Source organism: Bacillus cereus group sp. RP29 (assembly GCF_040459765.1).
GTDB lineage: Bacteria > Bacillota > Bacilli > Bacillales > Bacillaceae_G > Bacillus_A > Bacillus_A paranthracis.
The window spans coordinates 4,314,422-4,338,667 of record NZ_JARVHN010000001.1; the positions used below are offsets into that span (position 1 = coordinate 4,314,422).

Here is a 24,246-nt window from a genome sequence, read left to right on the forward strand (position 1 = left end):
TTAAACATATGATTTTCTAAGTTAAATCATGAATCTGGAACATAAATTTTGCTGTACAAAAAATCTCCTCAAAGTATAGACTTCAAGGAGATTTTTCTTTTAACCACATATATATATTAATATCAATTTATTCACCTTCAATAAAATTCCCTCATACCAAAAATGCTATAATAAACCCAATCAAACTAAGGGGGATCATTTATCTTGCACGGAAAACACATTCAATTTCACAAGTTCGGCAATCCAAAAGATGTACTACAAGTTGAATATAAAAATATAGAACCATTAAAAGAGAATGAAGTTTTAGTTCGTATGCTAGTTAGACCGATTAATCCATCTGACTTAATTCCAATAACGGGAGCGTACGCTCATAGAATTCCTTTACCTAACATACCTGGTTATGAGGGTGTTGGTATTGTAGAAGATGTTGGCGCGGGCGTTACGAGAGAGCTTATCGGTAAACGTGTTTTACCGTTACGTGGAGAAGGTACTTGGCAAGAGTATGTGAAGACGTCAGCTGATTTTGTAGTTCCTATTCCGGATTCTATCGATGATTTTACAGCGGCACAAATGTATATTAATCCTCTTACAGCGTGGGTTACTTGTACAGAAACGTTAAACTTACAACGTAATGACGTTTTATTAGTGAATGCTTGCGGATCCGCCATTGGTCATCTTTTTGCGCAGTTATCAAACATTTTAAACTTCCGACTCATTGCCGTGACAAGAAATAATAAGCATACAGAGGAGTTACTACGCCTTGGTGCTGCATATGTAATCGATACTTCCACTACCCCGCTTTATGAAACCGTTATGGAATTAACGAACGGGCTCGGCGCGGATGCTGCAATTGATTCTATCGGGGGATCAGATGGAAATGAATTGGCTTTCTCCTTACGTCCAAACGGGCACTTTTTAACGATCGGTCTTCTATCAGGTGTACAAGTTAACTGGGCAGAGATTGTCACGAAAGCAAAAGTGCACGCGAACATATTTCATTTACGACATTGGAATAAAGAAGTAACGCCATATAAATGGCAAGAGACGTTTCGTCATTTAATTCACTTAGTAGAAAATAAGCAATTACGTTTTATGAAAGTACATTCTACATATGACTTAGCGGATGTGAAAACGGCGGTTGATGTTGTGCAGTCTGCTGAGAAAACGAAAGGGAAAGTCTTTTTGACTAGTTATTAACTACAATTGAAGTGGGCTTTTTGATTGGCCTTTTAAATAGACTAGATAATACCTTTAAGAGCGAACATTTGTAAGTATCTGGTATAATTCTATTAAAAGGTGAAAGGAGATTTTCACATGTGGTTAATTTCGGCAATTTGGCCTGTTATACTAGTCGGGGGAATTGTAGTATTTGTAATAAAAAGATTGGAACATAAATATAAGAACGGAAAATTAGGTAAGAAAAAATCAAAAGAAGCTCAAAACTTATTAGATAGTCTCATACCTATAGGAATGCTTGTTGGCTGTATAATCGGTCTGATTTCCGGCATGTTTTTCCCGGATTATTCACTTCTTGCGGTGAGTTTAGGAGCTAGAATCGGCTATTTATTGGGGTTTTTCGCCTATGAAATTTATAGCAGGGCAGAAAACAACTTTTCCTAATCCCCTAAAAATAAACGGGACAGTACATAGTAGTCATCAAAATATGTACTGTCCTTTATTTTTGCATCAACGTTATCACCGTACCTTCCACATCCTATACACCTTTTTGATTGATTTTCCTCTCCTCCCTCTTTTGTATATTCGCTTTTTTGTTTTCATTAGATCTATACCCATAGTAAAGTAGAGCGCATGTAATAACTGATCCTACAATGTATCCTAAAAAACATCCTAACCAAAACATATTGTAACCGCCTCCATTCATAATAAATTTTATGTAATATAACTCTTTACATGCTTCATCGTTTATTTCTATCAACTATACATTCTCTAAAATTATTCATACCACTAATTCTCTCATTATCTCAAATAACAATTTTATTATTTGTCATAAAGTTAACACCTTCGTTAAATATATTTTTCCATATTATTACTTTTATCTTCAGAAATAATATACTTCATTTGAAATAAGCGAGCTAGTACGTCGGCCCTTCTCTATTTTAACTTTAGTCATGAGCAAAAGAAAAATAAAAAAACCCCCTCAAAGCATAATCTTCAAGGGGTGAGCCTGTTTTTTTATTTACTTATATACGTACAGCTGTACCACTTACAGCAACCATTAACATTCCATCACGAACTACTTCGTAATCTACGTCAACACCAACGATAGCGTTCGCACCTTTTTGTTTTGCAAGTTCTTTCATTTCATCCATTGCGATATCACGAGCTTCTTTTAGCTTACTTTCATAAGAACCAGCACGACCACCGACAACATCACGAACAGAAGCGAATAAATCGCGGACAATATTTGCACCCATAATAGCTTCACCATTTACAATATCGATATACTCAATAATTTCTTTACCTTGAATTCCAGACGTTGTTGTTACAATCATGACTGACACTCTCCTAATAAGTTGTAGTTTTAATTAGCTTTCTTATGTCTTTATTATGACATGGAACAAGCAACGAATCTATTGAATTACCTTACAGGAATGTGACAGTTTTGTAAGAATACAGCGACTATTTTGTTTAATAAAGTGCTTTAACATTAGGATACATAAACGATTCCCTATTTTCTTTCCAGTCGCGTTCTACTTCTTTAAAAGTTGGTCGTCCTAATTCTTCATTGTTTTCATGTTTACGAAACCATTTCTTCACATACTGATCTCCATTTTTATTTTGCACTGTACAAAGGAAGCTATTGCTACTATCCTTTAATATTTTTACAATCACGACAAGACACCCCTTCTCTCTTAAATTTGATCTTTTACTATAAGCCCTTCTTCTCTTATAGTCATACGACTCCTCGGTCGTGCCAAAGTTGTAAGATCAAAAACGATATTTACTTTGTTTACATTTTATTTAAAGAAATCAGAGTTATAAGCATTATGCTTATCAAATATTTTGTAGATTTCTAACTTATCATCTAATTTTGCATCTACTAAAATTAATATATTCCCATCGTAAATATATTCTTCATACTTTTTAGCATGGTCTTCAGGGATTCCTAAGCCGATAAATGCTCCTATTAAACTTCCAGCTCCTCCGCCAATACCGGCTCCCCCAATTGCTGCTGCAATCGGTCCCGCTGCTACAATTGGGCCCAGTCCAGATACAGCAAGTACACCAAGGCCTGTTAATAAACCTCCGAGTCCGCCTGCTACTCCTCCTGCTACAAGTCCTGTCGCTGAAAAGATATCTCCTTTATGTGCAGTTTCATGATTCACTTTCTCACCTGATTTTTCTTCCAGATGTTCAATTTCCTTTTGATCTTTCGCAATAGCTGAAATGTTATCTGCCGAGTATCCTTTTTCCTTTAATTCATTAATAACGAGTGCTGCATCATCAATTGTTGGAAAAACACCTACTATTTTTCTATCCATATTCATAACTATTAACCTCCTAAAATTTTATATAACGTATCTTTATTACTCTTCGTTTTTATATACACTAATTTTTTTATTCACATAACCATTTACGAAAAATGCTAATAATAAAAGGACTACAAGAGAACTACTTAACAAGTAAATGAAATCAAATGTAATATCCGTTATCATTTTATCCATATGTAACAGTCTCCTTTTTATTTAAAGTAAAAGTATATTTTTATAGACTAAAACTTTACAATCCATCTTCGGTCAATCTCTTTATGGTATATGTATACCCTTCTTCCCCCTTTCTAAACGTAAAAAACTATAATTATATTTTTTCTTATTTATATGTTTAACATTTTTTAAAACGGGTATGTTTATATTGTTATGCTTATTATATGGAAAGGAAAATTACGATGAACGCCATTCACTCTACTACTATTCTTTATAATGAAACACCTACAATAACGCAGATTCATCATTTTTATGCTTTAATGACAACATTTCAAACGAATGTATTTATAAGTAAACGAGGAACACTTACTTCTATTAAAAACTTAAGCACATTAGTATCATTTTTCCTTACTATAAAAAAGAGAGAGCTTGTATTATTTATATTTGAAGGAATAGATGCAAAAAGAGCTTTAAGAACACTCTTTCCTTCTTAAAGGTTTTATTATCCCCTATTCCCTCGATTGTTATTTTTCATACATAGTTTTATACTTCAAAATGATTTCCTCTATTCAAAACGAGACCCCCTAATACAATAGGGGGATTTCTAGTTTAGCCCTATGAAAACTGATATAATATATATTACGTTTTTCATTCTTTAAAATAGAAAACTTTTAATAACCTTGAAGGTAGGAATTTTTAATGAAATCGAAAGCAAAATTTAGTATTCGCTACAAAATTATGGCTGGTTATTTAGTTATCATTTTGTTTTTACTTATTTCTTTTATTATGTTAAACAATCAGATTTCCAATTTACAAAAATCTCGTAATTTTATTATTGATCACGATTTTAAAGTTCTCAATTTAACGAATCAAGTGGAGAAAGACTTGCTAACAATAGAAAATAAAGCGAAAGGCTTTATTACTTCTAATAACGCGAACTATTTGCAATCTCTTAACTCTGCCGAAAGAGATTATGAAAAACATTACCATAATCTTTTTTCTTTATTAGAAGATAATCCATCTCAGCAAGAAAAATTAAAAGAGATTAATGGAAACATTACTAATTGGATGAATAAAGAGATTCACCCGTTAATTGCAAATCATAATAGTAATAAAATACAAGAAATCGACACTACCGAAATCCAATCATTACAATCACAACTAACTGACTTCCGTAGCACTGAGGAGCAATTAACGAAAAAAAGAGCTGCACAATTAGATACTAAAAATAATAAATTAGAGCTTTGGTTATACAGTTTATTGTTCTTACTATCTTGTGTTTCTATTATCGTTTCACTTTATATTTCGAATTCCATTACAAAAACGATTAAAAATGTAATTCAAGCTATTAAATCCATTTCTTCTAAAGAAAAAATTACGGAAAGAATTCATGTAAATACACATGATGAAATAAAAGATCTTGCTCATACAACGAACCATCTGCTAGACGAAATATCGAAAAGAGAGTGGTTACAAACGGAGATTGCAGAATTAATTTTAATGTATCAAGGTGTATCTTCTATTGAGATGTTAGGTAACAAAATTTTGAGTGGCATTATACAAAAAACGCAAACTTCTTGCGGTGCATTTTATGTACGTGAAGAAGTTGAAGAAACTGTCTACTTTGTGAAAAAAGCTTCTTTCGCCGATCAAGGTGTTGATATTGGAAAACAATCTATTAAAATGGGTGAAGGCTTCATTGGACAGTCTGCTTTAGAAAAGAAAAGTTTTATTCTTAGGGACATACCTGAAGAGTTTCGTTACGTTACTACTGGATTATTAGAAATACGCCCTAAAAATTTACTAGTCATCCCTGTCTTATTTGAGGATGAAGTGATTGCAGTAATGGAGTTAGTAAGTGTAACTGACATTTCAGATTTACATCAAGATTTAATTCACCAAACTGTTGATAATCTAGGTTTAACAATCCATAGTATTATGGGACGCATGCGAATTCAAACTCTTTTACATGAATCACAAGCAATGACAGAAGAGTTGCAAGTTCAATCAGAAGAATTGCAAACGCAAGCGGAAGAACTACAAATGCAAGCCGAGGAATTAAGAACAACGAACGAACAGTTAGAGTCTAGAACGGAAGAGGCCGAGCAAAAGACAGCTGACTTACAAGTGACTAAATTAGAATTAGAAGAAAAAGCAAGCGAGTTGTTACGTAGCTCAAAATACAAATCAGAATTCCTAGCAAATATGTCACATGAATTACGCACACCGTTAAATAGTATTTTACTATTATCTGAAATGTTAAAAGAAAATCATGATAATCATTTATCCGATGATGAAATTGAATTGGCAACCGTCATTCATTCATCAGGGAAGGATTTACTTACTTTAATTAATGACATACTAGATTTATCTAAAGTAGAAGCCGGAAAACTAGATGTCATTTTTGAAGCAACGAACATAAGTGATATGGCTGCAAGTATGCAGCAAAACTTCTTACATATCGCTGCACAAAAAAATGTAGAATTTACTGTTGAAGACAGTGACACCATTCCTAATCTGTTTTATACAGATGCAAAACGGATTGAACAAATTATTAAAAACTTATTATCCAATGCATTTAAATTTACGGAAAAAGGATCTGTCTCTTTACATTTTGATTCAATAGAAGCAACTAATTTGAGCCATGAAATGCAGTCTATTAGTAATGATTGGATAACCATTTCGGTAAAAGATACTGGTATTGGTATTGCTAAAGAACAGCATCAACTTATTTTCGAAGCCTTTCAACAGGCAGATGGTGCAACAATTCGAAAGTATGGTGGTACAGGATTAGGTTTATCTATTTGTAAAGAGTTTGCTAGACTATTAGGTGGTTGGATTACGTTAGAAAGTCATGTAGGAGAAGGCAGTACTTTCACTGTATATATTCCTAACCTTCCAAACGGATTAACTGATATACAAGTATCCAATTTAGAAGTCGCAGCAACGGTAGATGAAGTTATTCCTGCTGAAGTTGTTGAGGAAACCATCGTTCTTCCAGAAACAAATAATGTCTTCCAAGAGAAAACCATTTTAATTGTCGATGATGATCATCGAAATATATTTGCATTACAAAATGCATTAAAAAAACACCATGCCAATATCATTACTGCACAAAACGGCCTAGAGTGTTTAGAAATACTAAAAAACAATACAAATATCGACCTTATTTTAATGGATATTATGATGCCAAATATGGACGGTTATGAAACGATGGAACATATCCGAATGAACTTAGGGTTACATGAAATACCTATTATCGCATTAACTGCTAAAGCAATGCCAAATGATAAGGAAAAATGTTTATCTGCTGGCGCTTCAGATTATATAAGTAAACCATTAAATTTACATCAACTCTATTCGGTAATGAGTGTATGGTTAATAAAATAAGTGAGGTTTCGTTTCAGTGGAAAATAAGTATTATAATTTTGATCCATCAGTAGATATGGATAAGCGTACGAACTTAGAAATTGACTTACTATTGGAAGCGGTATTTAAACTATCAGGATTTGATTTTCGCCAATACGCTCGCACATCTATTTATAGGCGGATTTGTAATCGAATGCAGATTTCTAATATCCCTACCATTTCAAAATTAATAGAAAAAGTAATTCACGAGGAAGGGGTTTTAGAACAGTTATTAAATGATTTCTCGATTAATGTAACTGAGATGTTCCGTAACCCTATCTTTTTTAAGGCGCTGAGAGAGCATGTCATTCCTGAATTAAGAAAGCATCCTGAAATTAGAATTTGGCATGCTGGATGTGCCACTGGTGAAGAAGTATTATCCATGTCCATCTTACTTCACGAAGAAGGATTAAGTGAAAAAGCTGTTATTTACGCAACAGATATGAATACAGACGTGTTAGAAAAAGCAAAACAAGGTATTCTTCCATTAAATAAAATGCAAACTTATACGAAAAATTATTTACAAGCTGGCGGTACACAAGCATTTTCTAACTATTATTCAACGGATAGTCGTTTTGCTTATTTTAATCCTTCACTGTTACAAAACATTATTTTTGCACAACATAATTTAGTAACCGATCAATCTTTTAACGAATTTCATATTATCCTTTGCCGTAACGTTTTAATTTACTTTACAAGTAAACTTCAAAACCAAGTACAGCAACTATTTTATGAAAGTTTAAGTCACAATGGATTCCTATGTTTAGGAAATAAAGAAACTCTTCGTTTCTCGGATATCATGCCGCATTATACGCAATTTAATCCACACGAACAAATCTATCAAAAAATACAATAAAAGCGTATGAAATCCTCTATTTGGATTTCATACGCTTTTTATTTCGCATTCGCTTGTATCATGATAAGACACATATCATCTGATTGTGCTTCCTTCTGTTCTTCCTTGTAAAATCCTTCTATCTCTTCTTCTAACTCTCCCCATTTTCTTTCTGTAAAAGTACGTAATTTCCCTTCAGCCTCAAATTCATCATTTGCTATTGCTTCAAGTACACCATCTGTAAACAATACGATTTGAGTGTTCTTCTCAAAAGGTATAACTGTCTTTTCAACTTTTATTTCATCAAAAAATCCTACCGCACAACTCCCGCGATTTAGTTCCACTACATTTGTTTCATCAACTAAAACGTATCCAGAAGGATGTCCTGCATTTACATATTCAATCGTTCTCTTTTCTGTATCCACTACTAAGTATATCGCTGTAAAATAATATGGAATATTGTCATTCTCATTATGTAAAAGAGTCATATATTTATTTAAGTCTTTCATAACGAGTTCTGGGTCGATTAAACTTTTAATCGTTTCACGTAATACAGACGAAATAAACATACAAACTAAGGAAGCGGATACACCATGTCCCATCACATCTAATAATATAATACCGTAGCGGTTTTCATCGATTTTATACCAGTAATACATATCTCCAGCTAGTTTAAATGAAGGTAAGTAACTTGCTTCGATTTTTATGTGTTCTTCTCTTAATGGGCTACTTAATAAGTTTCTTTGTACTTGCGTAGCTAAATCTAGTTCATTCCGAAGATTTTCTTCCTGTTCTTTATGCCAATTTAATTCCGATTTCAAGCGTAATGCTACACGCATACGCGCTAACAATTCAACTTTATTTATAGGTTTCGTAATATAATCCATTGCCCCCATATCAAGAGCTTCAGCTAATTTATTCGCATCTTCTAAAGCTGTTACAAAAATAATAGGAATATCTTTAAACTTCTCCTCTTTTTGTAATCGCCTACAAACTTCAAGTCCATCAATTTCAGGCATCATAATATCTAATAGTATTAAATCTATTTCATTATGCCTGGAAGAATCTTTTCCAAAATGGATGTATTCGAAAAGCTCTTGTGCAGAATTCAGCGATACAAGATCCTGATATCCGGCTTGTTTTAAAATCTTCTTAATTACAAAGATGTTAACCGGATTATCATCGACAATTAAAATGGACACAAGTGATTTCCCCTTTTCTTATATAAAATGTAAATCGATTATCATTTTCTATTTTTCTAGTATTACATACTCAGTTATAAAATGAAAATTTCCTACTCAAACATATTTTTTATATAGCAAAAGAACAAACCCCCAGAAATGAGAGTTTGTTCTTTCACTCTATAAGTTTCCACTTTTAATTTAACACCATTGCTTTATCATTTAAAAGACGATCCAATTCTTCCATATGATTTGTTTCATCTGCGATCATATCTTCTAACTTTACAACTAACTCTGTCATATTTAATTTCGCTGCTTGTTCTTTTCTCTTTTCATAACGCTTAATTGTTTCATATTCTGACTTTCTAGCTTCTTCTAACATTTCTCTAACGTCTTCTACTTGTTTCACTGGTAAAGGGATCGTAGTAGGTGTACCACCTAACCTCTTAATTTTCTCCGCTAAATATAGGGCATGTCCTTGTTCATCACTAATTTCAGATTCAAAGAAAGGTTTTAACACTTGTCTATATATACCAGAAACTGTTGCTGCATTATGGTTATACATAATAATTGCTGAGTATTCTCCTGCTAAATCTTCATTCAATCCTTCGATTAGTTCTTTCACATCGTGTGACATTTTTATATCTCCTCCTATACTTAATACGTACCCCTTTTCTCATGTTTTAAACATCATTATTTTAAATTTTTTATGTATCTAAAAATGCGGCTTGCTTCAATTTACTTATCGCTTGTCTTTTAATACGAGAAACGTGCATTTGTGAAATACCTAACCGTTCCCCTGTATCCTTTTGATTTAAATTTTCTTCAAATATATAATGAATAACACTCTTTTCCGTTTCATTTAATACGTTAAAAATATCCTTTAAAACGAGACGCCTTTCTGTCTCTTCATATCCTTGCTCTACTTCACCTACAGATTCAATTCTCGCTACCGAACTTCCATCAGATGCATTTTCAACTACATCATCTAAGGAAGATACTCGATAATTATTTTTCGCATCCATAATCTCTAGCACTTCCTCTTCGGATAGTCCTAAATGATCCGCAATCTCTATAATCTTCGGTGAACGCTGCAAATGATCTGTTAGCTCCTCTATCGCAAGTTTAATTTTTCCGCCTAAATCTTTAATTCGCCTTGGAACGTGAATGCCCCAAGTTTTATCACGTAAATACTTCTTTATTTCGCCTACTATTGTAGGTATTGCAAAAGGCTCAAAAGCATTCCCTATCGAATAATCATACCTTCTTATTGCGCCTAAGAGCCCTAACATGCCTACTTGTATAATATCCTCATGCATCGGCCCGCCTTTTGAATAGCGATATGCAATAGAATAGACAAGATTTTTATAATGATCAACTAACCTTTCCTGTGCTTCATCACATTGGTTTTGTTGAAATTCTGCAATTAGTTTCATAACGTCTTCTTTAGTAAGAGTTGTAGGTTGAGATTGGATTTCCATCATTCTCCACCTGCTCTCTTTGTATATATTTTGTCATTAAAACTGTCATGCCCTCATCATGCATGATTTGTATATCATCCATTAACGTATTAATTAAATATAAACCTAAACCATTTTCCGGCAAATGTTCTACTGGTTTACTAATATCATACGGACCAACTTTACTTCTTAAGTTGTTAAAATCAAAGCTAACCCCATTATCCGCAACCATAATTTCTAATCGATCTTCATATAGCCCAAAGACAATTGCAATTTCTCCAACGTCTTCTTTATATGCATGTTGTACAATATTTGTACATGCTTCACTAATAGCAATTTTCATATCTTCTATATCGTCATAAGCAAAGCCCATTCGATTTGCAACACCAGCCATTGTTAAACGAATAATAGCCACATATTCTGCCTTTGCAGGAATTTTCATTTCTATCTTTTCAAATCTCTCCATCATCCCTAGTCACCTTCTTTCTACTTTTTCAAAATCGGAATTCAAATTTAATATTTCTGTTAACCCTGTAATATCAAATAATCTTTTTAACCTTTTAGATACACCAATAAACTCTAGTTTTCCATCATTTTTCTTAACTGCTTTTAATAGCGCTATAAACACGCCTAATCCTGTACTATCCATATACTCTACCTCAGTAAAATCTACGACAATATGAACCTCTTTTTCGCCTGCAATAGGCATCATCTTATTTTTCAAATCTGATGCCGTATATGCATCAATTTCACCATTAAGCTGTACCGTATAACCTACATCATTTTGCAAAATATTTATTCCCAAATTCATCATTTCCGCCCCCTTATCTCAAACTACTACTACTATGTTAATTACCCATAAAAATTAGTTTTAAACATATTTTTTTATTTTTATTATAAATAAATTTTCCACACCTTTCTCGGCTTAACACGTAAAAAATACTACCAAATGTTTAAACCTTATAAATTTGTGTATATATAATCTATAAACATTATTTTTAGGGGGATCTATCTATGGAAGAGCACAACTTTAAAAAGGGAGATTTTGTTCAATTTTCTTATCGACACGATCATGCTACAAAATTAGTTGGTTCCATTATTAATATACTAACGAATACAATTGTAGTTGATATAGGTAATAACGAGGACTTATCTCATATAGAACCAAGGCAGGTCGTAAGAATAAACGCTTGTAAAAAAGTAACGATGGCTTAATACATAAATAGAAAGTGTAATTTCAATGAGCGGGGGCCTTCATCCCCCGCTCATTCCTATGCAGATTACATAAAAAAGCATCCAAATTATTTGAATTGGATGCTTTTTTATGTATATTTATCATTCTATTTACTTTATAACTATATATAATAAACTTAAGATTACTATTCATTATCATACTTACGCTTTCCGTAGCATTCTAGAGAAGAATGTAACGATTAAAATAAAGACAATTGCACCTAATAACGCTGGAAGAATAAAGATGCCTCCCCATTCAGGACCCCAATGACCAAATAACGCACTACCTACCCAAGATCCGATTAATCCGGCAATCACATTACCAACTATACCTAAAGGAAAGTCCTTTCCCGTAATCATTCCAGCTAACGCACCAATAAGTCCACCTACAATACACGTAATAATAAGTCCCACAATTAACCCTCCTATATTCGTTTTATATTGTATTTATCAAGCTTTGGTATGTAACCAAAGCTTGATAAACATGTATTATTCTTTATTATCCAACCCATCACTTATCTTCTGTTTAACTTTTCCGACTTTTCCTTTTATCGTTCCCTTCGTCTTGTCCCACTTCCCTTCATTTTTCAACTTTCTATCTTCTGTAACTTCACCAATTCCTTCTTTTACTTGTCCCTTTGTCTTTTCCACTTTACCAGTAATTTGTTCTTTTAGTCCGCTCTCACTCATATTTCCCATCTCCTTTTCGTAATAGATTTATAGATTTACAGGATACAAATTTAAATAGAATACATGCATCTTCTTTCTTGTAACCATTCACCGACTCTCTCTAAATCTTTAACGAATAACAAGATTTTCCCTTCATCCAGCTTTTCTTCGTAGAAGTTCGCTTCTTCCTCATTAAGCCCTAACTCCTGCATCTTATTTCTTAACTGATCTCCCGTTTTTTGAAAGACGTTAATAATACTTGTCCCAAGTCCCTCCTCTTGTATACCAATTGTATTCACGTCTGCATTGTCTGCGATTCTATCTGTCCTTTCTTTCTCGTGTGTTAATACGTAAATATCTTTTTGGTCTATTCCTTTCTTTACTAGATCATTCGCCGCATTCATGACCTCTTTCTCCGTAATAAATTCATATACAAAAGGTTTCCTATACTTCGTTTCCATCTTTAACTTCCTCCTTTAAAATGAATTATTTGTTATATTATATGTAGTACACCTATTTTCGAAATGTTAAACATAAAATTTGAAAAAAATGAAAAGGAGAGTACATATGCACTTTCGTCTAGAGTTATTTGTTGAAGATTTGCAAAGATCTATTCGTTTTTATGAGGAAATCCTTACCCTTGTATTTTCAAAAAAGAATGCAACTAGTGCAATGATTAAACTAGGGGATTTTTCTTTATTATTAACCCCTGATTATATTCTCAATGAAAATCATTATTTAAAAACAGGTGGACTTAAGCCAAAAGGTAAAGGTGTTGAAGTTATCATGGTTTTTGATAATATTGAACAAATATACCAACATGTATTAGAAAAAAATTATCCAGTGGAATCTAACCTTAAAATGCAATCTTGGGGAATGAAGGATTTTCGTATTGTAGACCCTGATGGTTATTATTTACGGTTAACCTCCTCTTGAACTTTCTCTATCCTAAAACTAGTAAAATAAATCCTCTTACAATAACTACCTAAATTAACAGAAAATTGTTATAATTAAACCAAGGAGGGGATATAATGAAAAAAACCACTTATATATGCGCTCTAACCGCTCTATCTTTCACTTTAATAGGCTGCACAAGCACCTCAGCTACAGATAAAGCTTCACAAGCTAAGCAAGAACAGAAACAAAATGCCTTTCAATTAAACTCCGCAAACATTACAGATATCGAAATACTTCAGACAACCAATAATACTACTTCTAAATCTCAAACAGACAACGAAGAAATGATACAATCTATCGTTTCCGCAGTTCAAAAAGGCACGCCTAAAACAATCACTTTAGATCAAAAAAAGCGAGAATCGGCACATTCTACTATTACCGTTACATATAAAGATGACACAAAAGAAGAATTTCTTGTTTGGGTTGATAATAATGAGAAAATTACGATTGCTAAAGATGAGAAGAAGGATAAGGTTGAAGGTGTAACAGTGAATATTAAAGATGTGAAAATGATGAAGGATTTCTTTTAAAATTTTAATATAATTGATGTTAAAAAAGAGTAGGATGTAATCCTACTCTTTTTTAATCTTGTCCAATAAATAAACTTTTATAAAAGCTATTTAAGATCTAATTTTGCTAAATCATGTTGTAAAACATTATTTCCTTCTTGTGGGTTAAATACGATTGCACTAAGACCAAAAACATTCGTAACAACATCTCTATCTTTCGAACGAATGATTCTTACTTCATAAGCAAAAACACCTGAAGAAAGAGCTGCTGAACGAAAAGTAACACGTCGATTAGGTGCCAATGTTTGTGTTGAAGGGTCTACTAATGGTAACAATACCGGAGAACCCGATGACCAATCAAACATTTCAACAGTTACTGTATGAGTATCATCTGGATCAACATTCATAGCTTCCACAGTAAGAAACAACGTAGCGGAATGTCTACGTAATACACCCGTTGACAAAGTTTCATTGTGGTGTTTATGATGTTTTTCAGGAGGATGATCATAGCCATAACTCATACTAATCCCCCCTTTCATTTACAATTAAGGATAAGTATTCCTTACAATATATAATGCTAGTATTATTTTAATGAAAGGTATAAAAGCGGATTTCTATCTGTGTTTTTGGAAATTTTATTCCCCACTTATTCCCTATTAATAAATAATATAAATTCTCCTATTTTGTCCTTGAACTCCTTCAAAGAATAAATCTATTTTGAAAAGAACCTGCTCCATTCATAAATACATAAAGTAAATGGAATCCGTTAAAACACATAATTGATCCTTTGTTTTCCCCCTCCTATTTAAAGGAGGAACTGTTCTCGGCTTTGGTGATAGTTATGGCTTCGCGGGAGGATTTGCTTTATTAGTTGTATTGTTTATTTTATTAATCATCATTGGAGCTGCTTGCTTCTGCTAAAAAACTATTGGAAAAGACATGCGATATGCAGAGTTTCAAGTGCAACTATTACTTTAATGATGTAATATTACATTCGCCCCCAAAATGAACTTCGATGCTATAAAAAAGATAAAGTGTTCATTTATACAACCTTAGCTTGATAGCAATATCATGAGTTCCCATCCCAGACAAACTAGTTAACATCTCAATAATTGCTATTGCAGAAAAGTACAACAAGCTGGACAACATAGATTTCAAACTGTAAGATTAGATGTTGGTGAAATCGGACAGCAAAGTATATATAGAAAATAGGTGTTAATTTTGAAAATCAATAAAAAATTTGAACCGATAATTTTTAATCTCTTTATGATTTTAGGTATATCTAGTATTATCTCTTTCGTCATGGTTTCAATGAATGTTGGGTATACAGCTTTATTTCTCAAATCATGGATAAAAACATGGGCAATTGCTTTCGTGCTTGCATTTTTAGCTTCTAAATTACTACCCTTTGTAGTGAAAAGGATAATGAAAATATTCATATTTGTTGAGAAGGATGCTTAAAAATAAAGTGATGTACTACTCTAGTTCATTTAAATGAAAAGAAATAATCATCACAAAACTTAACTTAGTAAAATGTTTCAACTCAAAGGAAGTCACCTTAAAAGTTGCTTTTCTTTATATGTTAAAAAAGCTCGCCTATTTCCGTAGGCGGGCTTTATCTTTATTACACAATAAGAAAGTATACTCTCTTTTTCTCGGAAATTTTATGTAATTTTACATATTCATGAACATACATGTTTTGATGGACTTTATCTATATACTCATGGCAGTAATCCATTAAAAATGTATCTTCTTGAAAGCAAAACTCTCTTTTAGAAAAAAGAAAAGACACCCTAAAGTGCCTTCCTCCGACTTGAACCATCTTAATTTTAATAATATGTATTGGACTCTTATCTAAAAAATAATCTAATGTATTACAATAAGAGAAAGATAATGATAAAATAAAAGTGCAACAAGATGTTGCTTAGTTTTTAAATTTTATGGGAATAACACAAAAGCTAGGTTTGGTCGCCAAGTTTTTTCATTCCTATCGGTCATGAAATACCCCGGTTGGTCGCTGGGGTATTTCTTTTTTATTAACGTATATATAGGTCTATTATGGACAAAATAAAATATAATCTTAATAGAAGATAGAACACTGACACCTTTGCCGCTTCTAAATCACTTTGGTCTTGTGCGAAGAAAGTATGGTCAGTACTTTCAGCTCAGTGTTCCATCTACTTTAGTTTTGAGTTGAGTGTTGCTAATCATAGCAGCACTTTTTTACATTCCAATTTGTTCTTTGATGAATTGAATTATATGTTTTACAAACTGGCTTTGCGTGAAGAAGTAATGAATATTTCTCAGTACTGTCGTCCACGATGCTAGATTACTTACAAAAGACTGGGATTTTGCCTTTTTGGTCGCCTTTTTTTTACGTTTTTTCATGCCTGTCCCTCCCTTCATAAGGGAAGGGCAAAGATGGCACATTTTATATTTTAAAGAGTTATATAGAAGAGGACAATCTATTCATTAGCAAAATAAAGAAAAGACACCCTAAGGTGCCTTCCTCCGACTTGAACCATCTTAATTTTAATAATATGTATTGGACTCCCATCCAACTATTATTTTACCATGTTAAGTTGTTTTTGTTTATTGAGAAATACAATAATTTATTTATGCTGACCGTCTGTATGAGATTCTTTGTAGTCCATGCAGCGATTAACAAGAGAACAATAGTAGTAATAACACCTAAAAGTCCTTGCTTGAGACAATGGCTAAGAACATAAGCATTACTGTGTATGTATTAAATTCCATTATAAGCAATCTCCTAATGGAACTACATATTGGTAGAAAAAATATATACTTCTCTGCCTATCTTAATGTTACTTGATAAGTGCTTGTTTTCATCTTCTCTCTTCATACAACCGATGTGCTTTATATGAGCAAACTAAATACATAACAATTGCTACAGGGATAAACAACCATGCAAAGCCTCTCATCAATGCAAGTGGTGTTTCAAATAAGAATGCCCATAGAAATGATACACCCTGCTTATCCCATAGTCCTGGCGTAAAATATAATTCTTTCGGATTTGCAAGTGCTCCTAAATGAATCGTGTCATTAAACATAAATAGGATTAATATCGGAATAGAACATATAGCTAATTCTAAAAATGTTTTAGATAGACGTTTATATTTCCCTGCTCGTGACATTTGATCTGAAAAAATGTCATCTTCACTTTCCTCATTTACCTTTTTAAAATAGTGCGTACCTGACCACCAATTACCAGCTATATGCTCCCAACCACTATCTTCAAATAATGTACAGTAATTAATAAAGTCACTTTTTCTACTAAATACTCTATGGTCTATTTTAATTGTTGCATCTTCTGGTTCTGTATATCTAAATGTATAACCAAATGTATCGCTCTCTAGTTGATATCCTCTCCAAGCCATCTCTTCTAACCATTTTTCCTCTTTCTCAAAGTCTAAAAAGAATTTCAATTTCCACATCATCGTTTCCCCCTAACTATACGTGTAATAAACTTTTTGTAACCGCAATAATGTGCTGCATTCTCATAAAGTCTAAATGCAATACTTCTTTCCCACGTTCCGTAATGGCATACACTTTTCTTCGTTTATCTTCACTTTTTACTGATTCTATTAACCCTTGTTTTAATAAATTTTCAACCGCCCCATACAATGTACCCGCTGCGATTTTCACTTGATGATTACTCAGCTCCTCCACCTTTTGCATAATTAAATAACCATGTGCTGGCTCTAATAAAGCTAAAAGAACGTAATACGTCGTTTCCGTTAATGGTAAATTTTTATCTCTATTCATAAAGACCTCCAATGTAACGATAAATATATAGCTAAACTATATAGTTCAACTGTATAGTTTGATTTTATACAGTTAGACTGTATATGTCAAATTAAGTTAAAAAAATAACCTAGATCCCATAGGATCTAGGTTATTTTTACATAAACGTAATCGTCACTAAAGAATATCCTTCTTTCGCATTATACGGCTCCGCTTTATAAGAAACACGGTTCGCCCCTTGCGGATAACCGATTTCTCCAATTGCTTTTTTCACATCTTGCAATGCGCCATCCATTGATTGTTTATAAAGGATTTCGATCTTTGGTGACTTTTCGTTATAACGTTGCTGCATTTTATTTTTTAATTCGTTATAGTTATTTGCGATGTATTCATTTCCTAAATAGTTTAACTTTGTATCTTTTAATATTTGCTGATAGGCAGGGATTTTCGTACCACCTGCAGCAATTTTATTTGTTAATGTACTATAATAATTTGTTGTAGCTTGCGGATAGTCCCCTCGGTTCCACTCATGATTTCTTGCGATTTGCTCATCTGATAAGTTGAAATAGGAATATGTTACGCGGCCTTGTTCATCTGGCAGAGGATCATCAAATGTTGTATCAAGGTGATACCATTTGTTTTCGATTTTCACTAAGTTCCAAGCATGAGGCTGACCGTCTCCAGTTCCTACTACAAAATGATTCTCAATTCCTGCTTCTTTTAATAATTGATAAGTTAATAGTGCGTAACCTTGGCAAACCGCAGAACGATTTACGAGTGCTTCATATGCTGTGTAAGCTTTATAAGACGTATCATAAGCAACATGTTTTACGACATAATCATGAATCGCTTTCACTTTTTCGTGATCATCCATCCCAACTTGTGTAATAGAAGAAACAATTGCCTTCGCTTGCTTCATTACATATTCTGTTTGTTCTTTCGTTTCACGATATGTAATTTTTAGCGTAAACGTATAATTTCCAGGTGATCCAGAAAGTCCATATGAAACATTCGATCTATTATTATTTGTATACTCATTTTTACTTGCCACTTCTTTATAGGCGTTAAAAAGTGTATTCATCACTTCTTTTGTATTACTATTTGTCGTTTTATATGGAAGTGTAATATTCGTTTCGTACGCATTAATACGCTTCTGCACTTCATCTTTGAATGCTGCTAATAGTGCTGCATCTCCTGTATTTTGCACCGCAACTTCTGGTTTTTTATATTTCAAAGTGTTATATAAAAATTGCGCATACTGTTCACGTGTTACCGTTTTAGATGGCTCAAATTTCCCTTCACCTGTACCAGAAGCAATCCCAGTTGATTGCACTGCACTAATTGCGTTTTCACCCCAAAAACCGCTTGGAACATCGTTAAATGTATGCTTTTGTTTCGCAGAAAGATGGAAGGCATTTGTTAAAATTTGCGCCATTTCCGCACGACTCACAGGAGCTTTCGGTCTAAAATTCCCTTTCTCATCCCCTGTAAATACCCCTGCATTCGTTAACATTAAAATTTCCTCAGGGAACATCGTAGAGTTTTGATTAATATCACCATAAGGGTTATTAAACTTAGATCCATCTTTTAATACATAAAGAGCATTATTGCTACTAAATGTTCCGCCTTGTCTATTCGGAAGCATTACACGATACACTAAAGCTGCAACTTGCTCCCTCGTCGCAACATCTCCAAAACCAAATATCCCATTTCCATAACCGGAAAGAATATTTTTGCTCGCTAAATCTTTAATCGCTGGATACGACCAGTGCGATGTAGGCACATCAGAAAAAATACCCGCCTCAGCAGCTTTCACATCACTGCCGTTTGTATACAGTAAAGCACCACCAATAAGTGATAATGATGTAATTGATTTTAGTAGTTTTGTGTACATAATTCCTTCTCCCAATATCGTTTCTATTTATGTTATTTTTTGTCGAAAAATCTAAAAGAATATGACAAAACATATTATACTATTAAAATTTTTTGAGGGATATATTAGGTTTTGAAATATGCAAAAATTCATATTGTTATAGGGATTCATGGTGATATTATGTTGTTTTATTTGTGGATATATAAATAGTAACTCGTTATAACTCCCTCATGATAATCTCTAATTTAGTATTGAAATTCTCTAAATCTCAATGTATTATATTTTTGTATTTTCTCAGTTTCCCAAGCCGAGAAAACATCATCACTTCTAAAAGGACCCGAACTCCAGGGGGTCCTTTCTTTTATTCCTCATTTTTATAAACGTATTTATCGTTTTATCTAGTACAATACTAAGAGACTCTCGCGTTTGCTTTCGTGCCATATCATCACTTATTTCATTATACAAGCTACAGCCATTTCTAATTTCTGTGGAGCGATGTATTGCCTTACTAACCCTAAACCAATCGTAGCATTTATTAAATTATCTATTATTATAATCTAATTTACAAAACATGAATTCCTTCGAATAAAACTCAATATTATGTCCATAATGTTGATAGGCTGTATGCCAAAACCCATTTAGTTTTCTCTGTATCTCCTTGTATTGAGCAGTTAGCCTTTGCTAGCTGCTCTTTTATTTGTAACCTTGTTAGACAAGTTTTCATATAATGTAGTCATTCCTTTCTTATAAATTAAGCTCGTCACTTGAATTATAAAAATGGGATTATATCCTATAACATTTCCAGGAATTATCCATATTTTATTTCTGAAAAAGTGCTTTATTTTGCTGAAAGGTGGTTGCGGAAACAACCGCCTTTTTATTTATGGCAAAATGAGATTTCTATTACGATCTATTACAAAGTATGTTATTACTGGTACAATCCGGTATAATAAATACAGATCAAATATTGAAAGGAAATATGACAATGAAAAGATATTTGAACTTCATTTCACTTTTCTTAACTGTACTTGTAATAATTAATCTTACAAATATACATACGAAGTACCAATTCTTTATAGGTGCATCTATAGCAATATGTTTAACTATTATTTCTACAAATGAAATTATAAAATTCCTTGCTACTAGTAGCTTATTAGTTTATGGATTTGCCGCTTTTACTTATTTAAGTATTGCTTGCTAACTTTCAATTTCGTTTTGTATTAAAATAACATTTTTATTTAACTTCATCACGTTAAGTTATATAGAAAACTATATATAATTGAATATTAAAAAGGTTATTTCGATTCTAATATAGAGGCACATACGACTTTTTTCTTTGTTTATGGAGTTCTTACATAATAGTAAGGACCTTTTTTATTTCAAACACAATTTGTTCATTTTTTTGATACATTTATGAAACATTCATGTGTTATCTTCAGTACGTTCTATTCTTTTTATAATGTCGTGTGAGATATACCAAAACGTGAAACCCTAGCCCCCTTAAACCTAGGGCAATTTTATTTAATTACTAGTTTTCATCAACCCGAGAGCTTAGTAATTACCTCTTCAGGCTCAACTCTCTCCCTTTTGAGAATTGAGCCCTTTATTTATAATATTATCTCCATACTTCCTACTTATTTGTACAAAATTCTACTTCAACCTCTCCCAAAAACTTTAATATCACATAAAGCTTACGTAAAGATTGCCATAATTCAATTATTCCCTCAATAAACGTTATATAATAAAATTGAAAATATCCAGTTTGTATACAATTGTCTTTCTGTATGACATATAACTCTTTTGCTAAGAGAAATCCTAGCTTTTTTATAGAGAATCAGTTTAAAAATCAAAAATAAAAGAACCTCAATACATGAGGTTCAAAAACTCTACTATTTTAAATTACCTTCGTAAAAAGCAACTCCATTTTGAACATGCTTTAAATACCATGTAATCGTCCCGCCACAAACATTTTCATTAAAACTATTAGCATATACTCCATTTGAGTAATAAAGAGTTCTTTTAAATTTACCATTAGAATACTCATAAGGAATTGAGCATGCTGCTTGCTTCGGAGAACTCACAGCTTTTTGCGTATCAGCTGAAGCCGCTCCAATTCCTCCTGTTAATGCAATACCAGTTGCCAATAGCCCTACTACTAATTTCTTAAACATAATAAATCCCCCTTTAATAGTTTTTATAGCTTACAACTTAAATGTATCACTTTTGTAATTTATGTAAATATCTTGAATATGTAGAAATATTTATTTAACTTTTGGTAATATTAGGATTCCATTTTATCAAATGAAAAATAGAGGAATTTAGAGAAGTATGTAACAATGCATAATAAAGTGAAACTTTAATCAGTGGGGGGTTCTTTATCCTCCACTGATTATTAGTTGAACCAATCGGACTTTTATGGGCAGTTGATCCCCCACCTAACTTCTTTGCTTTCGCTGGAGGATTTGCTTTATTAGTTGTATTATTAATTCTGTTAATCATTATCGGATGCAGTTGTTTCTGCTAAAAAACTATTAGAAAAGATACCTATATGGGTACCTTTTCTTTATATGCCTTATTCATTATCTAGTTCCAAATTTTTATCACGATTGAATTTGTTTTTTCATTTTTCGTATTCATCATACCTGAAATAAGAATCGATTTCAGACATGTGTTTTTAACGAAAAGAATTGGGGACCATTTTTTCCCACAAAGGAAATACCTTTTTGAAAATCTCGACCATGGAAGGATCAAATTGTGTACCAGATCCTTCTATAATACGTCTATACGCTTCTTCAGGAGATAGAGCCGAACGATACGCTCTTGAAGAAGTCATCGCATCAAAAGCATCTGCTATTGCAACAATTCTTGCGCATAATGGTATTTGATTTCCTTTTAGTTTTTGAGGATAGCCCTTTCCATCCCATCTTTCATGATGAGAAAGAATTATGTCTTCATTACCTTTTATTAAAGATATATTTTTAAAAACTTCTAATCCTAATTGTGGGTGTGTCTTAATAAGATTATACTCTTCTTCTGTAAGAGAAGATGCTTTCTTTAAAACCTCATCCGGAATACCTATTTTCCCTATATCATGTAATAAACAAATAAAATGAAATTGTTTTAAAAAATTATCATCATATTCATTTGTTTCTTTAGCAAGAATCGTAGCATAATTGGCTACACGTTCACTATGTCCTTTCGTATATTGATCCTTTAATTCCATTATCCTCATTATCGATAAAGCTGTTTCTTTCATTTGTTTTTCATAGGATGCTTTAATTTTTTGTACTAAAAATTTTAATGAAAGAAATACAAAAAATGACGTAACAAAAATGATTAGAAACAATAATATTAATGATATTGGATAATTAATTTCAAAATAATAAATAGCAATTAAAAATCTACATACCATACAAATAGATACCGTTAGAAGATAATGAATACTTAAAAATAAAGGTGCAGAAATTACTAGGAAGCACTCTAAATATGGGATATGTAAAGACGAACCTGGATCACGTATAAACATAAGATCATATGCCAAAAGATAAATAATACTAACACCAAGAAAAATATATTTTGTAAACATTTGTTTATTCATTTTTTGTAAACACTTATTACATAAAAAAAATGAAATGAAAATAAATAAAAATACGAGTTCAAATAAAAGCTTCTCTAGTGTAAAATCCTTTCCAAGAATAAAATGTTGATAAATATTATCAAACAAAAGAGTACTACAGGGAATATATAGAAACATGTTTATCGGTTCTTTCGTTTCAATATTTTTAATCCCTTTCATCATTTTACACACCGCCAAACTTTTTTAATAAAAACATAAGTTCATATAGATATTATTAATAATATCCAAGAATAGATAATAGTGCAAAAAATACCCTTTCTCATAACCTATAAATGGGGTACCGCCATGATAGGAATGTATAAAGAGATGGATAGGGTTATAGAAAAAGAAAAAGGCGAATTCCTTTTGAAGTTTGGAATTCGCCTTTTTCTTGCTACCGATAATGAGACGTTATATTAACCTCATATGTATAGAATATACAGTAAACTAAAAAGGAAAATTTTACATTTTTTATTGTTTCTTATAAGTGAACTATTTGTATTCCTGTCTATATAATTTAAACGAATAAATAGCTCCAATAAAGAATACAAAAGCTTCAAATAATATAAAGATTTGACGGAAATTCTCGATATCTTTACCAACTAAAGAAATAAATATTGCATTCATTAGAATTTGAGTAATAAACATACGAGAAGTAATTTTTAAATAAATAGCATTTGTTCCTTCATCTGGTTTACCAATTTTTTTGTAAATAATAATAAGTGCAATTACTGAACCTAAAAATAGAAGTGCTGTAAGTCCTACAACAATATTGAAATTCCCTGTACTTTCTAACATCCATTTATTTAATAGATCAATCATTATTATCTTCCTTTCCTACATAAGAGAATATTTCGTTCTTCTTTTTCACTATAATAAAAAAAGAAAAAGGAAAACATCGAACTTTCTTACAAACATTCGTGTATTCTTACAATATTGTCATTTTGCAAATGTATTCATCGCCTTGCCTTTCATTATTTTCTTTGGAAAGCATAGTGAATTACGAAATAGAGCGCTACATGATCAACTTCCAAGAAGTAGTGCACGAAACCTCTTAATTCATGCAATTAGTATG

The 24,246-nt window shown here is 32.3% G+C and carries 30 protein-coding genes and 2 pseudogenes; 12 read left to right on the plus strand and 20 right to left on the minus strand.

Annotated features, from left to right (window positions below; translation table 11 throughout):
- Positions 1-204: 204 nt before the first annotated feature.
- Both QCI47_RS22845 and QCI47_RS22850 read left to right on the plus strand, forming a co-directional pair.
- Positions 205-1,197 carry a zinc-dependent alcohol dehydrogenase family protein gene (locus tag QCI47_RS22845; RefSeq protein ID WP_000546061.1) on the plus strand — a complete coding sequence of 331 codons (993 nt, stop codon included), beginning with the start codon at positions 205-207 and terminating at the stop codon, positions 1,195-1,197.
- A gap of 117 nt (positions 1,198-1,314) precedes the next feature.
- Complete coding sequence (locus QCI47_RS22850; protein ID WP_353811958.1) at positions 1,315-1,620, plus strand: hypothetical protein; 306 nt, start codon at positions 1,315-1,317, stop codon at positions 1,618-1,620.
- 581 nt (positions 1,621-2,201) lie between these two features.
- Here QCI47_RS22850 and QCI47_RS22855 read toward each other — a convergent pair.
- The 4 genes from QCI47_RS22855 to QCI47_RS22870 form a co-directional block, all read right to left on the minus strand.
- The gene (locus QCI47_RS22855) at positions 2,202-2,513 is read right to left on the minus strand and encodes a YbjQ family protein (protein ID WP_000637511.1); all 312 of its coding nucleotides are present in this window, start codon (positions 2,511-2,513) and stop codon (positions 2,202-2,204) included.
- 136 nt (positions 2,514-2,649) lie between these two features.
- Positions 2,650-2,853 (minus strand): DUF4028 family protein, encoded by a 204-nt coding sequence (locus QCI47_RS22860; RefSeq protein ID WP_000635850.1) that lies wholly within the window; start codon positions 2,851-2,853, stop codon positions 2,650-2,652.
- A gap of 125 nt (positions 2,854-2,978) precedes the next feature.
- Positions 2,979-3,509 carry a general stress protein gene (locus QCI47_RS22865; protein WP_076868744.1) on the minus strand — a complete coding sequence of 177 codons (531 nt, stop codon included), beginning with the start codon at positions 3,507-3,509 and terminating at the stop codon, positions 2,979-2,981.
- Between the two features lie 39 nt (positions 3,510-3,548).
- Positions 3,549-3,686 carry a hypothetical protein gene (locus QCI47_RS22870; protein ID WP_000359816.1) on the minus strand — a complete coding sequence of 46 codons (138 nt, stop codon included), beginning with the start codon at positions 3,684-3,686 and terminating at the stop codon, positions 3,549-3,551.
- A 221-nt stretch (positions 3,687-3,907) separates the two neighbouring features.
- Between QCI47_RS22870 and QCI47_RS22875 the strand changes: the two genes are divergently transcribed.
- From QCI47_RS22875 to QCI47_RS22885, 3 genes are all read left to right on the plus strand, one after another.
- Positions 3,908-4,159, plus strand: a complete 252-nt coding sequence (locus QCI47_RS22875; protein ID WP_000991341.1) for a hypothetical protein — start codon at positions 3,908-3,910, stop codon at positions 4,157-4,159.
- Positions 4,160-4,364: 205 nt separating this feature from the next.
- Complete coding sequence (locus QCI47_RS22880) at positions 4,365-7,055, plus strand: ATP-binding protein (protein WP_240814318.1); 2,691 nt, start codon at positions 4,365-4,367, stop codon at positions 7,053-7,055.
- 16 nt (positions 7,056-7,071) lie between these two features.
- Positions 7,072-7,929, plus strand: coding sequence for a CheR family methyltransferase (locus QCI47_RS22885; RefSeq protein WP_000429027.1), 858 nt, complete (start codon positions 7,072-7,074; stop codon positions 7,927-7,929).
- A gap of 38 nt (positions 7,930-7,967) precedes the next feature.
- On the opposite strand, the gene QCI47_RS22890 is transcribed toward QCI47_RS22885, so the two are convergent.
- The 5 genes from QCI47_RS22890 to rsbV all read right to left on the minus strand — a co-directional run bounded on the left by QCI47_RS22890 (position 7,968) and on the right by rsbV (position 11,363).
- A complete protein-coding gene (locus tag QCI47_RS22890) occupies positions 7,968-9,110 on the minus strand; it encodes a fused response regulator/phosphatase (protein ID WP_163072791.1) in 1,143 nt (380 codons plus the stop codon).
- Between the two features lie 175 nt (positions 9,111-9,285).
- On the minus strand, positions 9,286-9,726 hold the full coding sequence (locus QCI47_RS22895) for a ferritin-like domain-containing protein (RefSeq protein WP_353811959.1): 441 nt from the start codon (positions 9,724-9,726) through the stop codon (positions 9,286-9,288).
- Between the two features lie 70 nt (positions 9,727-9,796).
- Complete coding sequence (sigB, locus tag QCI47_RS22900) at positions 9,797-10,573, minus strand: RNA polymerase sigma factor SigB (RefSeq protein ID WP_033670914.1); 777 nt, start codon at positions 10,571-10,573, stop codon at positions 9,797-9,799.
- A complete protein-coding gene (rsbW, locus tag QCI47_RS22905) occupies positions 10,536-11,018 on the minus strand; it encodes an anti-sigma B factor RsbW (protein WP_000970575.1) in 483 nt (160 codons plus the stop codon). The genes sigB and rsbW overlap by 38 nt, the downstream gene beginning before the upstream one ends.
- Positions 11,019-11,024: 6 nt before the next feature.
- Positions 11,025-11,363 carry an anti sigma b factor antagonist RsbV gene (gene rsbV, locus QCI47_RS22910; protein WP_061131460.1) on the minus strand — a complete coding sequence of 113 codons (339 nt, stop codon included), beginning with the start codon at positions 11,361-11,363 and terminating at the stop codon, positions 11,025-11,027.
- A 200-nt stretch (positions 11,364-11,563) separates the two neighbouring features.
- On the opposite strand from rsbV, the gene QCI47_RS22915 reads away from it, so the two are divergent.
- The gene (locus QCI47_RS22915; protein WP_000390993.1) at positions 11,564-11,764 is read left to right on the plus strand and encodes a hypothetical protein; all 201 of its coding nucleotides are present in this window, start codon (positions 11,564-11,566) and stop codon (positions 11,762-11,764) included.
- A 180-nt stretch (positions 11,765-11,944) separates the two neighbouring features.
- Here the strand turns inward: QCI47_RS22915 and QCI47_RS22920 are convergent, their stop codons facing one another.
- The 3 genes from QCI47_RS22920 to QCI47_RS22930 form a co-directional block, all read right to left on the minus strand.
- Positions 11,945-12,196 (minus strand): GlsB/YeaQ/YmgE family stress response membrane protein, encoded by a 252-nt coding sequence (locus tag QCI47_RS22920; protein WP_000522902.1) that lies wholly within the window; start codon positions 12,194-12,196, stop codon positions 11,945-11,947.
- Between the two features lie 75 nt (positions 12,197-12,271).
- Positions 12,272-12,472 carry a CsbD family protein gene (locus QCI47_RS22925; RefSeq protein WP_309422051.1) on the minus strand — a complete coding sequence of 67 codons (201 nt, stop codon included), beginning with the start codon at positions 12,470-12,472 and terminating at the stop codon, positions 12,272-12,274.
- A gap of 50 nt (positions 12,473-12,522) precedes the next feature.
- Positions 12,523-12,912: a YflT domain-containing protein gene (locus QCI47_RS22930; protein ID WP_000448798.1), complete on the minus strand. Its 390-nt coding sequence runs from the start codon at positions 12,910-12,912 to the stop codon at positions 12,523-12,525.
- A 106-nt stretch (positions 12,913-13,018) separates the two neighbouring features.
- On the opposite strand from QCI47_RS22930, the gene QCI47_RS22935 reads away from it, so the two are divergent.
- Together QCI47_RS22935 and QCI47_RS22940 are read left to right on the plus strand one after the other, a co-directional pair.
- Positions 13,019-13,387 (plus strand): VOC family protein, encoded by a 369-nt coding sequence (locus QCI47_RS22935; protein WP_000545705.1) that lies wholly within the window; start codon positions 13,019-13,021, stop codon positions 13,385-13,387.
- A 95-nt stretch (positions 13,388-13,482) separates the two neighbouring features.
- The gene (locus QCI47_RS22940; RefSeq protein WP_000754259.1) at positions 13,483-13,938 is read left to right on the plus strand and encodes a hypothetical protein; all 456 of its coding nucleotides are present in this window, start codon (positions 13,483-13,485) and stop codon (positions 13,936-13,938) included.
- A gap of 86 nt (positions 13,939-14,024) precedes the next feature.
- On the opposite strand, the gene QCI47_RS22945 is transcribed toward QCI47_RS22940, so the two are convergent.
- Positions 14,025-14,438, minus strand: a complete 414-nt coding sequence (locus tag QCI47_RS22945) for a hypothetical protein (protein ID WP_000120200.1) — start codon at positions 14,436-14,438, stop codon at positions 14,025-14,027.
- Between the two features lie 325 nt (positions 14,439-14,763).
- Here QCI47_RS22945 and QCI47_RS22950 point away from each other — a divergent pair.
- Both QCI47_RS22950 and QCI47_RS22955 read left to right on the plus strand, forming a co-directional pair.
- A pseudogene (locus QCI47_RS22950) lies at positions 14,764-14,838 on the plus strand (YjcZ family sporulation protein); the annotation flags it as partial.
- Positions 14,839-15,138: 300 nt separating this feature from the next.
- Entirely contained in the window at positions 15,139-15,378 is a 240-nt protein-coding gene (locus tag QCI47_RS22955) for a DUF2798 domain-containing protein (protein ID WP_000700215.1), read from the plus strand.
- Between the two features lie 762 nt (positions 15,379-16,140).
- On the opposite strand, the gene QCI47_RS22960 is transcribed toward QCI47_RS22955, so the two are convergent.
- The 4 genes from QCI47_RS22960 to QCI47_RS22975 form a co-directional block, all read right to left on the minus strand.
- Positions 16,141-16,305 (minus strand): hypothetical protein, encoded by a 165-nt coding sequence (locus QCI47_RS22960; protein WP_000746318.1) that lies wholly within the window; start codon positions 16,303-16,305, stop codon positions 16,141-16,143.
- Positions 16,306-16,763: 458 nt separating this feature from the next.
- The gene (locus tag QCI47_RS22965) at positions 16,764-17,375 is read right to left on the minus strand and encodes a DUF2812 domain-containing protein (protein WP_002170313.1); all 612 of its coding nucleotides are present in this window, start codon (positions 17,373-17,375) and stop codon (positions 16,764-16,766) included.
- 13 nt (positions 17,376-17,388) lie between these two features.
- On the minus strand, positions 17,389-17,703 hold the full coding sequence (locus QCI47_RS22970; protein ID WP_061131459.1) for a PadR family transcriptional regulator: 315 nt from the start codon (positions 17,701-17,703) through the stop codon (positions 17,389-17,391).
- Positions 17,704-17,839: 136 nt separating this feature from the next.
- A complete protein-coding gene (locus tag QCI47_RS22975) occupies positions 17,840-19,576 on the minus strand; it encodes an S-layer homology domain-containing protein (RefSeq protein WP_163072793.1) in 1,737 nt (578 codons plus the stop codon).
- A 964-nt stretch (positions 19,577-20,540) separates the two neighbouring features.
- Here QCI47_RS22975 and QCI47_RS22980 point away from each other — a divergent pair.
- Complete coding sequence (locus QCI47_RS22980; RefSeq protein ID WP_000833256.1) at positions 20,541-20,756, plus strand: hypothetical protein; 216 nt, start codon at positions 20,541-20,543, stop codon at positions 20,754-20,756.
- Between the two features lie 688 nt (positions 20,757-21,444).
- On the opposite strand, the gene QCI47_RS22985 is transcribed toward QCI47_RS22980, so the two are convergent.
- Entirely contained in the window at positions 21,445-21,726 is a 282-nt protein-coding gene (locus QCI47_RS22985) for an LCI fold-containing protein (RefSeq protein ID WP_000473834.1), read from the minus strand.
- A 278-nt stretch (positions 21,727-22,004) separates the two neighbouring features.
- Between QCI47_RS22985 and QCI47_RS22990 the strand changes: the two are divergent.
- Positions 22,005-22,079: pseudogene (locus tag QCI47_RS22990) on the plus strand (YjcZ family sporulation protein); the annotation flags it as partial.
- Positions 22,080-22,229: 150 nt separating this feature from the next.
- On the opposite strand, the gene QCI47_RS22995 reads toward QCI47_RS22990, so the two are convergent.
- Both QCI47_RS22995 and QCI47_RS23000 read right to left on the minus strand, forming a co-directional pair.
- Entirely contained in the window at positions 22,230-23,354 is a 1,125-nt protein-coding gene (locus QCI47_RS22995) for an HD-GYP domain-containing protein (protein ID WP_309422049.1), read from the minus strand.
- A 309-nt stretch (positions 23,355-23,663) separates the two neighbouring features.
- The gene (locus QCI47_RS23000) at positions 23,664-23,993 is read right to left on the minus strand and encodes a hypothetical protein (protein ID WP_000566279.1); all 330 of its coding nucleotides are present in this window, start codon (positions 23,991-23,993) and stop codon (positions 23,664-23,666) included.
- Positions 23,994-24,246 lie beyond the last annotated feature (253 nt).

What these genes read in the sequence shown, in the direction of transcription:
- QCI47_RS22895 (WP_353811959.1), bottom strand. Translation starts at nt 9,726, where the DNA reads ATGTCACACGATGTGAAAGAACTAATCGAAGGATTGAATGAAGATTTA.
- QCI47_RS22975 (WP_163072793.1), bottom strand. Translation starts at nt 19,576, where the DNA reads ATGTACACAAAACTACTAAAATCAATTACATCATTATCACTTATTGGT.
- QCI47_RS22940 (WP_000754259.1), top strand. Translation starts at nt 13,483, where the DNA reads ATGAAAAAAACCACTTATATATGCGCTCTAACCGCTCTATCTTTCACT.
- QCI47_RS22925 (WP_309422051.1), bottom strand. Translation starts at nt 12,472, where the DNA reads ATGAGTGAGAGCGGACTAAAAGAACAAATTACTGGTAAAGTGGAAAAG.
- QCI47_RS22930 (WP_000448798.1), bottom strand. Translation starts at nt 12,912, where the DNA reads ATGGAAACGAAGTATAGGAAACCTTTTGTATATGAATTTATTACGGAG.
- rsbV (WP_061131460.1), bottom strand. Translation starts at nt 11,363, where the DNA reads ATGATGAATTTGGGAATAAATATTTTGCAAAATGATGTAGGTTATACG.
- QCI47_RS22945 (WP_000120200.1), bottom strand. Translation starts at nt 14,438, where the DNA reads ATGAGTTATGGCTATGATCATCCTCCTGAAAAACATCATAAACACCAC.
- QCI47_RS22965 (WP_002170313.1), bottom strand. Translation starts at nt 17,375, where the DNA reads ATGATGTGGAAATTGAAATTCTTTTTAGACTTTGAGAAAGAGGAAAAA.
- QCI47_RS22985 (WP_000473834.1), bottom strand. Translation starts at nt 21,726, where the DNA reads ATGTTTAAGAAATTAGTAGTAGGGCTATTGGCAACTGGTATTGCATTA.
- QCI47_RS22850 (WP_353811958.1), top strand. Translation starts at nt 1,315, where the DNA reads ATGTGGTTAATTTCGGCAATTTGGCCTGTTATACTAGTCGGGGGAATT.
- QCI47_RS22980 (WP_000833256.1), top strand. Translation starts at nt 20,541, where the DNA reads ATGAAAAGATATTTGAACTTCATTTCACTTTTCTTAACTGTACTTGTA.
- QCI47_RS22880 (WP_240814318.1), top strand. Translation starts at nt 4,365, where the DNA reads ATGAAATCGAAAGCAAAATTTAGTATTCGCTACAAAATTATGGCTGGT.
- sigB (WP_033670914.1), bottom strand. Translation starts at nt 10,573, where the DNA reads ATGATGGAAATCCAATCTCAACCTACAACTCTTACTAAAGAAGACGTT.
- QCI47_RS22915 (WP_000390993.1), top strand. Translation starts at nt 11,564, where the DNA reads ATGGAAGAGCACAACTTTAAAAAGGGAGATTTTGTTCAATTTTCTTAT.
- QCI47_RS22935 (WP_000545705.1), top strand. Translation starts at nt 13,019, where the DNA reads ATGCACTTTCGTCTAGAGTTATTTGTTGAAGATTTGCAAAGATCTATT.
- QCI47_RS23000 (WP_000566279.1), bottom strand. Translation starts at nt 23,993, where the DNA reads ATGATTGATCTATTAAATAAATGGATGTTAGAAAGTACAGGGAATTTC.
- QCI47_RS22995 (WP_309422049.1), bottom strand. Translation starts at nt 23,354, where the DNA reads ATGATGAAAGGGATTAAAAATATTGAAACGAAAGAACCGATAAACATG.
- QCI47_RS22855 (WP_000637511.1), bottom strand. Translation starts at nt 2,513, where the DNA reads ATGATTGTAACAACAACGTCTGGAATTCAAGGTAAAGAAATTATTGAG.
- rsbW (WP_000970575.1), bottom strand. Translation starts at nt 11,018, where the DNA reads ATGATGGAGAGATTTGAAAAGATAGAAATGAAAATTCCTGCAAAGGCA.
- QCI47_RS22960 (WP_000746318.1), bottom strand. Translation starts at nt 16,305, where the DNA reads ATGAAAAAACGTAAAAAAAAGGCGACCAAAAAGGCAAAATCCCAGTCT.
- QCI47_RS22970 (WP_061131459.1), bottom strand. Translation starts at nt 17,703, where the DNA reads ATGAATAGAGATAAAAATTTACCATTAACGGAAACGACGTATTACGTT.
- QCI47_RS22865 (WP_076868744.1), bottom strand. Translation starts at nt 3,509, where the DNA reads ATGAATATGGATAGAAAAATAGTAGGTGTTTTTCCAACAATTGATGAT.
- QCI47_RS22875 (WP_000991341.1), top strand. Translation starts at nt 3,908, where the DNA reads ATGAACGCCATTCACTCTACTACTATTCTTTATAATGAAACACCTACA.
- QCI47_RS22870 (WP_000359816.1), bottom strand. Translation starts at nt 3,686, where the DNA reads ATGGATAAAATGATAACGGATATTACATTTGATTTCATTTACTTGTTA.